Source organism: Gracilimonas sp., assembly GCF_031581265.1.
Taxonomy (GTDB): Bacteria; Bacteroidota; Rhodothermia; order Balneolales; family Balneolaceae; genus Gracilimonas.
On the sequence record NZ_JAVLBQ010000056.1, the window covers coordinates 1 to 11,348 of the forward strand.

Consider the following 11,348-nt stretch of genomic DNA (forward strand, 5'->3'; position numbering starts at 1 on the left):
ATGGATTTGTGGTTCCTTTTGGTAAAGCCAATAAATTAATGGAAGGGGATGAAATTACTATTGTTACCTGGGGTGCTATGTGTGAGCGAAGCGAGGAGGCTGTCGAAAAAGTCGGGGTTTCGGCAGATGTTATAGATCTGAGGACACTGATGCCTTGGGATAAACAAGCAGTTTTAGACTCCATTCAACGAACAAACCGATGCCTTATAGTACATGAAGATAATCGTACGGCCGGCTTTGGAGCTGAGATAGCCGCTGTACTTGTGCGCGAAGCTTTTCAGTATTTAGATGCACCTGTAGAACGAATTACCATGCCCGATATCCCTGTTCCTTATAATGTTGGGCTTATGGAGTCAGTTCTGCCAACCACTAAAAAAATTGTAGATAAAATTGAAGAGATACTCAAATTCTGACTTTGTAGACAGATGTTACATGAGTCTTTTTTAATATTGGATTTATAGAGTTTCCTGTTTGGAATCTATACATTAAGGAGTATTTAAAATAAAGCATACCATATTGAGGCTTGGAACAAAAATTATAATCGGATTTATTTGCATCAGTTTGTTATTGGCTGTTGTGGGTTTTATTTCCGATTACTACACATCTGAAATTCGCAATGAGCAACTACGTTCAGTTGGCGAAGCATCTGAGGTAGTTATTTATACCGGGGAAATGGAGAGGAGTCTTTTTCAAAGTCTCATTTTTCTCAATGGAATTCGTGAATCATTAATAGCTGAAGAAAAGTACACCACTATTCAGGAACTTCCTGCCGTAAAAAATTTAGTAGAAGATTTTGAAAATGAATTAGAAATATTTGAATCATCTTTTGCTGAACTTCAGGATCTTTTGGGAAGCAATGAAAGGTTACCGGAAGACCTGAATAAACTATTTGAGAGTTACCAGGTTTATAAATCCATTTCAAAAGAGTGGTTGGTATTGGGAGATGAAGATGAAACCCAATTCAATATGATGTTTATTAACTCCATTGAGCCCTATTTCCGCAATAACATTATACCGGAGATTGCACAGCTTAGAAACTATGTGCTTAGCATACAGGAGACGAGAAATCAACATTTGAATGAATCTTTAACAAAAGCAGCTACTATAAATTATTTAGCCACCGGTTTTTCGGTACTCTTTGCAATTTTGTTAGCTATTTATATCTATCGTTCTATTGCCAATCCCTTGTCAAAGTTGAGTGATTCGGCAAAAAGGATAGGGGAAGGGAATCTGGATGAGCGTATTGAAATTCAATCAAATGATGAGATAGGAGAACTGGCAGATTCATTCAATAATATGGCGGCAGGACTTCAAAAATCTACTGTATCTAAAACCTATTTAGATAATATAATAGAGTCTATTCAAGAGGCTTTATTTGTGGCAGATAATGAGGGTATTCTAATTAGAGTCAATTCATCAGCAGCTAAAATGATGGGTTACAAAATAGATGAAATGGTTGGGGAGCCTCTGAAGAAATTTTATAACCTCGAAGACATGGAAGAACAATATCAAGCGAACAATGACAAAGACTATGCGTTTGAATTTTCACTGATTGATAAGAAAGGGAGAGCAATTCCGGTGTTAATGTCAGAAGCAGAATTGTTAAATAATCAAGGCGATAAAGTGGGAACGGTAGCGGTAGCAAGTGATATTTCAGACCGTATTAAAGCTGAGAAAAAAATTCGATCATCGTTGAAAGAAAAAGAAGTGATGCTTGCTGAAATTCATCACCGTGTGAAAAATAATTTAGCCGTTATTTCAGGAATTCTTCAGCTGCAGGGCTTGAATGTAAAGAACAAGGAAGTCGAAAAAACCCTTAAAGATACTCAACTGCGGATACAGTCTATTGCGCTCGTACACGAAATGCTTTATGAAAGTGAATCGTTGGCGTTTATAAAATATCAGAATTATATAAACGATTTACTGCAGGCCATAAGCAGCATGCATTTGACGGACGACAAAAATATCAAACTCGTTGCAGATGTAGAACCCATATCATTGAGTATTAACCAAGCTATTCCGTGCTCATTATTGGTTAATGAACTTATTGTGAATGCTTTTAAACATGCTTTTAATGATCAAAAAGAAGGCATGATTGAAGTTAAAGCAACCAATGACGATGGCCGAATAACCTTAACGGTAAATGACAACGGACGGGGATTTAATGCAGAGGAGTTTGCGAATTCAGATTCTTTAGGAGCCACGTTAATAAAAACACTGACTAAGCAGTTGAAAGGTGAGTTTGAAATCTTGGATCGGAATGATGCTAATGGGAGCAGTTTCCAAGTGAGGTTTTCAATAGACGAATAGTTTATTATGGTAAAGTTTTGCCGTTATTGGAAACAAAATAGTATTCGAATCGTAGCGTAATCCTGATTATTTCTGAAAAGGTACTAACGAGAAAAAGGGCACATTTAGGTTGTTAAATAAAAAGTCATATATACTTATCCTTTGTGGATTAGCAGGTCTGCTTATCTATATCCTTTTAAGACCGGAGATAGAATTTTATGCCAATGGTCCTATAGAACAAAACAGGAAGCAAGTTGATCAAAAAATTACCGAAATAGCACAGGAAATAGGATTTTCTGCCGATAGTTTGGCAATAGTTACCATGAGGCGGCAACATCTTTCCTACGTTGAAACCATTCGCGACTCTGCAAATCAAAACGTTACACCGGCAAAACTAAATAACAGGGGACTTCACACCCAAAGCTGGGAAACGGTACTTGGCGAGAAGAATGGCAGTAGCGGAGTTTTTGCTACACTCGATCAATTGTTTGAAGATACTGGGCAACTAAAAGTAAACGTATCAAATTCCGGGCAAATCATTAGGCTGAATAGTCACCCTGAAAACACAAATCCAACATTTTTAACAGGAGACTCTCTCTTTACTATTGCTGAATACTTGGTGGGAGATGTTTTCGGGTATAATTTGGGCCTGTATAACATTGTGGAAAATAATGTTCAGGATTCTTTAGTGGTTTCCGATGAAGGGCAAAACTCTCAAAGGCTTTTAGATAATGGTGGGCAACCTAATGAACTTGAAATTACATGGAAACTAAAAGAAGATTCAGCCGGATTACCTCAAACACTAACCTTGAGTTTAGAGCCTGTTGTCCGGGAATTTGATAATCAGGATATATTCAGAACTGAATTTGGTTACTCCATTAATTCCTTTGCTGCACTGGGCGAATATGAACCGGTAGATTTATCCAAAACAGCTACGATGGGTGACGATGATGGGATGGTATTTACGTACCTGTTTTTCATATCTGTTTTTGTGCTGGGAATCTTGATATTCAGTGTTGGAATTAGAAATATATTCAAGGGTAAAGTGGAATGGCGAAGGGCCTTATTTATTTTTGTAACCATTGCAGCAGGGGTTTATGGGTGGCGTGCCATATTCTTTATCTATTCATTCAATCCTTTTTTAACCAACACCGGTGTTTTTGGGAGTACAATCAACAGTCTGCTTTTTGGCTTAGCTGTGGGCTTATACGCAGCTTTTGCATACATCAGTTGGGAGGCATTGGCTCGCTCACAAAAGGAAAAACAAGTAGATATCATTGATGCACTTTGGCAGCGCAAATTCTTTGTCAGTGAAACAGGAACTGCTTTAGTACATGGCTTTGCTTTCGGAGGAATTGTCATCGGGATTATATCCTCCATGCTCTTTTTAATGGGAGAGTTTTTACTACAGGGCGACAGTCAGTTTGGATATACAGAAGCCAGTATAGCTCCAAAATTACTTACCATAAATATGAGTACATGGACCACCACATGGTTAGTGTGTATTGCGCAAATTGGATTTGTATATACCATATTGCGCCATTGGGTCAAAAAAGAATGGCTTTCCAGTATCTTAGCCATTTTGATTTCAGGGATATGTATAACCGTGCTGGGCAGACTATTCAGCACCAGTGGTACTTTTTACCAGGATTTAGTCATATTTGTTGGCGTTGCGATTGTATTTATTTATGCACTACGAGAGTATGGACTACTGACTGTGTGCACCGGTTGGTGGGTGTTTTCGGTATTCTTTATGATACAACCCTATGTTGCTTCACCGGATCTAAACTTAGCGTATGTGGGATGGGTACAAGCATTTATAATGGCCGGCCCGCTTATTTATGGCTTTATTGCTTATCGGTATGGAGTCTCAGTTTCAGAAGTAGGAGACTACATCCCGGAATATGAAGAACGTATAGCTCAACATCTGCGGGTTGAAAAGGAAATTGAGATAGCCCGTGAAAGTCAGTTTAAGCTGATGCCCCTTCAACCCCCCAAAGCAGAAGGATTTGAAGTGTATGGATTCTTCATGCCTTCGTTTGAAGTAGGAGGAGATTATTTTGATTATTTATTAACAAAAGATGAAACGGATAAGCCATCAGCTCTAACAATGTCCGTGGTGGATGTCTCCGGGAAAGCCATGCAAGCTGCAATGCCGGCCGTATTTACCAGTGGTTTATTGCTTTCAAGGATGAAACATGACTGCCCGGATGAAGTGTTATCTGAGATATCAGAACCTATTTTCCATCGCACCGATAAACGCACTTTTATAACCTGTGTTATGGCCCGGTATGATCTGGAAACCCGACAAATGGCTATAGCTAATGCAGGCCATTGCCGCCCGATTTTGAAGCGAAATGGAATAGCAGAATACATTCATACCCCAAATCCTTCTTACCCACTTGGTTTGAGAGAAAAAGTAGAGTATAAACAAGAATTGATATCAATGAAGGAAGGAGATTTCTTCTTACTCTATTCCGATGGGTTACCTGAAGCGGTGAATGAAAAAGGAGAACGTTTTGGTTTTGATGAAGTGCCGCGGCTTATTGAATCTATCGATACCGATAAGCTTTCTGCAAAAGAAATTGCACAAGAAATTAAGCGTACCGTTCAGAAATTCAGCAACTATCAATTGGCTGATGATACCACTATCATATGCCTGAAGGTTTGATAACTTTTTGAAGAATTAAATTGTTAAAAAGCACCTTAACATTGTTATGGTGTCTCTCTCTCACAATAAATAAAACAAATAGAACATGGCTCAAGAACAAGATTTTGAATTTAATGTGCCGCCTCAGTTCAAGAAGGTTACAAAAAATATTCGCCTGATTATTGGCGGGTTGATTGTACTTCTTGTTGGATGGTCCTCATTTTTTACGGTTGATCCGGAAGAAGTAGGAGTAGTAGTGCGGTTAGGAAAATTTGTAGAAAACGTAGAACCGGGATTAAATTATAAACTCCCTTTTATCGATCAGGTAGAAAAAGTACCGGTTGAGCGACAGCTAAAACAAGAATTTGGATATCGTACGGTAAGTGCGGGCGTAGAATCCCAATATCAGAAAGCCGGATATGAAAATGAATCCCTGATGTTAACAGGGGACCTGAATTTGGCCGATGTAGAATGGGTGGTTCAATATCGAATCAATGACCCTTACAGTTACCTGTTTAAAGTACGCAATGCAGAATCAACACTCTCCGATATTTCTGAGGCTGCAATGCGTCAAATTGTGGGTGATCGTACAGTTAATGAGGTATTGACGGTTGGTCGTGCCGAAGTAGCTATTGAAGTACAAAATTTGATACAGTCTTTGGTTACAGAATATGAACTGGGTATCACCATAGAACAGGTGGTATTGCAGGATATAAATCCGCCAAACCCTGTAAAACCTTCTTTCAATGCTGTTAATGAGGCTCAACAGGAAAGGGAAACACTCATAAATCAAGCTAAAGCTGATTACAACCGGGTGATCCCAAGAGCTCGCGGTCAAGCTGAAGAAACCATTCAGCGGGCTGAAGGTTATGCCTCAGAGCGAATCAACAATGCCGAAGGTGAAGTTTCCCGATTTAATGATCTGTATGCGGAATACATTAAAGCACCACAGGTAACAAAACAACGAATATTTTTAGAAACAATGGAAGAAGTAATTCCGAAAATGGGCAAGAAAATTATTACGGATGAAAGTGGAAACAATGTACTTCCACTCCTTCAAATGCAGTTAGAAGGCCTCCAGCAGACAAACAACTCAAATCAAAATAACAACGGAGGTAACTAAGATGGGTCAAGCTAAAAAAATTGTAGCCGCCGTTGTAGGGTTAGTGATATTATTAACGGTACTTGATGGATTTTATATCGTCCATGAAACCGAACAAGTTATTATAACTCAATTTGGTGATCCTGTTGGTGATGCCGTGACGGAACCGGGATTAAAGCTTAAAATCCCATTTATGCAAAAGGCCAACTACTTTGAGAAGCGGTATCTGGAATGGGATGGCGACCGCAATCAAATTCCAACCAAGGATAAGAAGTTCATTTTTGTGGATTCCTATGCCCGCTGGCAAATAACCGATCCACTGCAGTTTTATCAAAGATTAGGAACAGAGCGAGGAGCTCAGTCTCGATTGGATGATATTCTGGATGGGGAAACCCGAAATGCTATTGCAGCTCATGACCTGCTGGAAATTGTTCGGTCAAGTAATCGCGACCCGGATACCACAGGAGCTTTAATGCTTGAAGTGGTAGAAGATTCTCTGGAGGACATTGCAACGGGACGGCAGCAAATTCAGGAAGACATCCAAAACCTGGGTAATCAAAGAGCATCTGATTTGGGAATCGTTATTTTAGATTTTCGTATCAAACGCGTGAATTATGTAGAAGATGTCCGGCAGACGGTATATGACCGTATGATTTCGGAACGTAATCGAATAGCCGATGAATTCCGTTCGGAAGGACAAGGTGAAGCATCCCGGATTAATGGTGAAAAGGAAAGAGATCTGGCTCGAATTCAGTCCGAAGCATTCCGTGAAGCTGAGATTATAAGAGGTGAGGCCGATGCTCAGGCCGCTGCAATTTATAATGCTGCGTATAACCGAAACTCCCAAGCTCGCGAACTATACTCATTCGTAAGAACTATGAATGCCTACACCAAAACGTTAGATAAAGAAACAAATATTATCCTTTCAACGGATAGTGATTTCTTCCGGTATTTGAACCGGATTAATTAGGACAAATTAGTTTAAATCATATTTTAAAAGCACGAGTGATGAGCTCGTGCTTTTTTTGTTAGCACCAGCTCACAAATATGTTGTTCCTCTGGAGCAAGGTGCTTTTAACTAGTGACGATCGCTCTGCGTCGTCACTAAATATACTTCTATATGAATTTTAGAGCCTCAATTTTAAAACAGATGTGCTCCAAAGGAGCAGCATCCTTGTCAAATTAAGGCAGGTTGGAAATCGATAAACTCCGCCCACAATATTATATAAGCCAAAAAAGCTTAACGGAGTTTGGGCTAAAAAGTAATTTCAAAATCTGTAACAGACACAGGGTTGGAAGAAACTACTCTTGATCTCCATCTTTCACCATTAAATACAACTGCACAATCCGCAATTCGTCATAGGGAATCTCCTCATTCAGCGCATCAAAAACTGGGCGGAGTAATTCATGGCCATGTTCTTCAAAAGCTTTAAAGACTCCATCCCACTTCTCCTTCGATAATCCTGAAGCCTCCAAAATATGATCAGCCGGAATAGAATGGCCCGCCTTCAAAAATTTACTGAGATAGCCAACAACGGTTCCCTCTTTTACCTCAATTTCTGAAGCAATTTCCCCGATCAGTTTACCACCCTGGAACATCTGACCAACCTCGAACGGCCGGCTGTCTTTGCTCAGTGTCTTTTGAACCGATTTAGTTTGTTTTTTGGTATCAGATTTAGACCGCTCATTAAGATCATTATTTTCACAAAACTCTTTAATCACCCCAAGAAAATCCTCGCCATATTTTTTAGCCTTGGCTCGACCCACTCCATGGATTTTCAGGAAACTCTCTTTAGCTTGCGGATAATAATAAGCCATCTCAATCAGGGAAGTATCAGCAAAAATGATATACGGAGGAACACCCTGCTTCTGTGCCAGCTCCATGCGTTTCTCCTTCAACAGCCCAAATAACTCTCGATTGAAGTCCAAAGACTCAATGTCGGATTTTGACGAGGATGTACTTCGTCCTTTTTGAACCGGTTCCTCAATCACCCCAAACACTTCCTGATTTCCTTTCAGAATCTCCATGGCTTTAGGAGTCAGCTTAAGACTCTTATGCTCAAACTCCCGGACGATGATATCCTGCTTCATCAGTTCGCGATAGATCTGCTTCCACTCGGGCCGACTCAAATCCTTGCCAATTCCATGCGTCGAAAGTTTATCATGATTGAACTTCAATACCGCTTTTCGGCGTGAACCGAGCAGTACATTCAGGATATGGTTATAGCCAAATCGCTGCTCAGTACGAACCATAGTGGAAAGAAACTTTTGGACCGGCACGGTAATGTCTTCGCGTTCAGGAGTATCACCGGTGCAGAAATCGCACATCCCACAATTTTGCTCATTAAAATGCTCCCCAAAATATCCCAGCAGCTTTATTCGCCGACATTGATGCGCTTCTACATAATCCATCAGCTTTTGGAGATGCTCTTCGGCTACCCGTTGCTCATCCCCGGTTTTTTGGTCGATGAAATAGCGGATTTTACCCGCATCCCCATAGCTGAATAGAAACAGGCAATCCGACTGCAAACCATCCCGTCCGGCGCGACCGATTTGCTGATAATACGACTCAATATTTTTCGGCATATCATGATGCACCACAAACCGCACATCCGGCTTATCGATGCCCATCCCAAAAGCGATCGTTGCCACAATAATATCCACTTCATCCCGAATAAATGCATTTTGATTTTGGGTACGCTCGCCTTCCCCCAAACCTGCATGATACGGCAAGGCATTAAATCCATTGGCGTTCAAATCTTGCGTAAGCTGGTCGACCTGCTTTCTTGAAAAACAGTAAATAATGCCCGAATCCCCCTCATGTCGTCGTAAAAAATTGATGGTCTGCTGCAGCGGATTGCTTTTAGTGACCACATCCAGGTATAAGTTCTTGCGGTTGAAACTTGCAACAAAAGTGTTGGCATCGGCGAGGCCCAGAGTATTCGCAATATCTTTCTGAACGCGGGGAGTGGCGGTGGCCGTCAGCCCAAGGGTGACTGCATGATCAAATCGGTCGGTTACCTGGGAAAGTTGCCGGTACTCGGGACGGAAATCATGTCCCCATTCAGAAATACAGTGCGCCTCATCAATAGCTACACATTCTACATTCAATCCCGAAAGCAGATTCAGTACGTTCGGCTTCAATAAAGTCTCCGGGGCCAGGTACAGCAAATCCAGTTTATTTCTGCGGATTTCATCCAGTGTCGATTGATATACCTGGGGTGAGAGCGAGCTGTTTAAATAAGATGCCGATATTCCATAGGCGGTAAGCTGATCCACCTGATCTTTCATAAGTGAAATAAGCGGCGAGACCACAATTGTCAGTCCGTCAAAAATAAGAGCCGGAATTTGATAACACAGCGACTTCCCCCCGCCTGTGGGCATGATGGCCAGTGTATCCTGCTTTTGCAGTACGTTCTGGATGATGTCTTTTTGCAGCGACCGGAATTCCTCGAACCCGAAAACTTCATGAAGTACGTGTTCCGCTTGTTGGATATCCGGCATAGTATCGGTTGGTGTATTAGTTAAATTCATAATCTGTCGTCTTTTTTTAAGGTAAGAGCTATGAAAACCGAATTCCTTACAGATTTTTTTGAAAAAAGTTTATTTGCCACGAAAACACGAAAGCACAAAATGGGGTTTTTATGAGTGATGGTTTAAAGGAATGAAACCCCGACATGAGTGTTTGGCTAATATCAATTGTATCAGACCTGTCAGGTTTCTAAAACCTGACAGGTCTATATACAAACTCCCCAGTTTAAGCCGAGTGCTAAAAAGGTTGTAATTCGCTACGACGCGGAGTGATCATAGCGAGTGTAAACTTTACCTGCGATTATCCGCGCAATCCGCTTCATCTGCGTTCAATTTCCCATTTCGAATTTTGGGTTTGACACAAAGTGGAACCGGAGGTTCCGGCAGGCATTACGAACCTGAGGTTCGTAACGAGGGTAAAAAGTGATTTAGGGCTTGTTGCCATAGAGTGCCTCGTTCCCAACGTCCCGTTGGGAATGCCTGTACGAACCTCTGGTTCGAATCAGTAATAAAGGCTTCTCATAAAAAAATTTGTAAGGAATTGTCTGGAAATCGCTCTAACTATGAAAAAGTAAAGAGAAAATATCATGGGACGAAGCCGATACAAAATTCACGAAGAACACTATCCATACTTTATCACAAGTACAATAAAAGATGGATTACCATTGCTTTCAAATCCAAAATTAGCAAAGATTTTTTTGGACAGTTTCACATTTCTGCAGGCGGAACGAAAGATACTTATTTACGGATATGTAATCATGGAAAATCATTTTCACGCTATTGTAAAAGGAGAAGATTTAGCTAAGAAACTGAGACTTGCTAAATCGTTTATGGCACGAAAAATGGTTGATACCTTGAGAGATGGTAGAAATAATAAACTCCTAAGCCAAATTGAATTCAGAAAATTGAAACATAAGTTAAAATGTGATTATCAGGTGTGGGAAGAAGGTTTGCATCCTAAACAGCTTTTTAACGATGTACTCGTAACTCAGAAATTGGAGTATATTCATTTAAATCCTGTAAAACGGGGGTTTGTTGACCGACCGGAGCATTGGCGGTATTCTTCAGCCAGAAATTATTTGGGAGTGAAGGGGCTAATCCCGGTAACTATTTATTCGGGCTGATACTATGTAATTGGAACCGGAGGTTCCGGCAGGTATTACGAACCTGAGGTTCGTAACGAGGGTAACGGAATAGAATTCAGATAAAGAGCATTGAGTGGATAGTCTCGGATCAAAGAAGGCACTTGCTTCACAAAGACGCGGAGCGATCGTAACAAGTTTAGTTTGTGACCATCCGTCATATCCGTTCCATGCCTAAGATTGAACTCATTTCCAACGTCTCGTTGGGAATGCCTGCCTGAACTTCTGGTTCAAAATAGTTCGGTCTAGGCTTACATCGTTGGAACCGGAGGTTTCGTGAGGTATAACGTACCTGAGGTTCGTTACGAGTACAAACTCAGCTAGAAATGCACCAATGAAGAAGTATGCATTCACGAATCGTTCGTCGGCTATACGAAATTCTAAGTTAGGTACAATTATTCAAGATGAGCTGATTTTAGCTGTCTCATTAATTGTTAAAAAAAAAAATATATTTTATTCCCATTTTGTTTTTGAATTTGAACATTATCTTAATCGTAAGATTTGTAAAAAAATAAACTTAAGTTATAAGTATATGAATGATAACACCGTTAATTATTTAGGGTCTTATGAAGCAAACGAGTCAAAGCGGATCGTCTCTGAGTCGTTTAAGCAATATGTGATATAAGTTATGATT

The 11,348-nt window shown here is 40.4% G+C and carries 7 protein-coding genes; 6 read left to right on the top strand and 1 reads right to left on the bottom strand.

Annotation, left to right across the window (positions count from 1 at the left end; genetic code table 11):
• From RI561_RS13515 to hflC, 5 genes are all read left to right on the top strand, one after another.
• A partial coding sequence (locus RI561_RS13515) for a transketolase C-terminal domain-containing protein (protein WP_395080776.1) occupies nucleotides 1-413 on the top strand: 413 nt, incomplete at its 5' end.
• A 103-nt stretch (nucleotides 414-516) separates the two neighbouring features.
• Nucleotides 517-2,310 (top strand): histidine kinase dimerization/phosphoacceptor domain -containing protein, encoded by a 1,794-nt coding sequence (locus tag RI561_RS13520; protein ID WP_395080777.1) that lies wholly within the window; start codon nucleotides 517-519, stop codon nucleotides 2,308-2,310.
• 109 nt (nucleotides 2,311-2,419) lie between these two features.
• Entirely contained in the window at nucleotides 2,420-4,960 is a 2,541-nt protein-coding gene (locus tag RI561_RS13525) for a PP2C family protein-serine/threonine phosphatase (RefSeq protein WP_395080778.1), read from the top strand.
• Between the two features lie 85 nt (nucleotides 4,961-5,045).
• Nucleotides 5,046-6,062, top strand: a complete 1,017-nt coding sequence (gene hflK, locus RI561_RS13530; protein ID WP_395080779.1) for an FtsH protease activity modulator HflK — start codon at nucleotides 5,046-5,048, stop codon at nucleotides 6,060-6,062.
• Between the two features lies 1 nt (nucleotide 6,063).
• The gene (gene hflC / locus RI561_RS13535) at nucleotides 6,064-7,011 is read left to right on the top strand and encodes a protease modulator HflC (RefSeq protein ID WP_395080780.1); all 948 of its coding nucleotides are present in this window, start codon (nucleotides 6,064-6,066) and stop codon (nucleotides 7,009-7,011) included.
• Between the two features lie 332 nt (nucleotides 7,012-7,343).
• Here hflC and recQ read toward each other — a convergent pair whose 3' ends face one another.
• On the bottom strand, nucleotides 7,344-9,575 hold the full coding sequence (gene recQ, locus RI561_RS13540; RefSeq protein ID WP_395080781.1) for a DNA helicase RecQ: 2,232 nt from the start codon (nucleotides 9,573-9,575) through the stop codon (nucleotides 7,344-7,346).
• Between the two features lie 584 nt (nucleotides 9,576-10,159).
• Between recQ and RI561_RS13545 the strand changes: the two genes are divergently transcribed.
• Nucleotides 10,160-10,696: an REP-associated tyrosine transposase gene (locus RI561_RS13545; RefSeq protein WP_395080782.1), complete on the top strand. Its 537-nt coding sequence runs from the start codon at nucleotides 10,160-10,162 to the stop codon at nucleotides 10,694-10,696.
• The last annotated feature ends 652 nt before the right edge of the window (nucleotides 10,697-11,348 follow it).

Coding starts and splice junctions, on each gene's coding strand:
- hflC (WP_395080780.1), top strand. CDS start 6,064: ATGGGTCAAGCTAAAAAAATTGTAGCCGCCGTTGTAGGGTTAGTGATA.
- RI561_RS13545 (WP_395080782.1), top strand. CDS start 10,160: ATGGGACGAAGCCGATACAAAATTCACGAAGAACACTATCCATACTTT.
- recQ (WP_395080781.1), bottom strand. CDS start 9,575: ATGAATTTAACTAATACACCAACCGATACTATGCCGGATATCCAACAA.
- hflK (WP_395080779.1), top strand. CDS start 5,046: ATGGCTCAAGAACAAGATTTTGAATTTAATGTGCCGCCTCAGTTCAAG.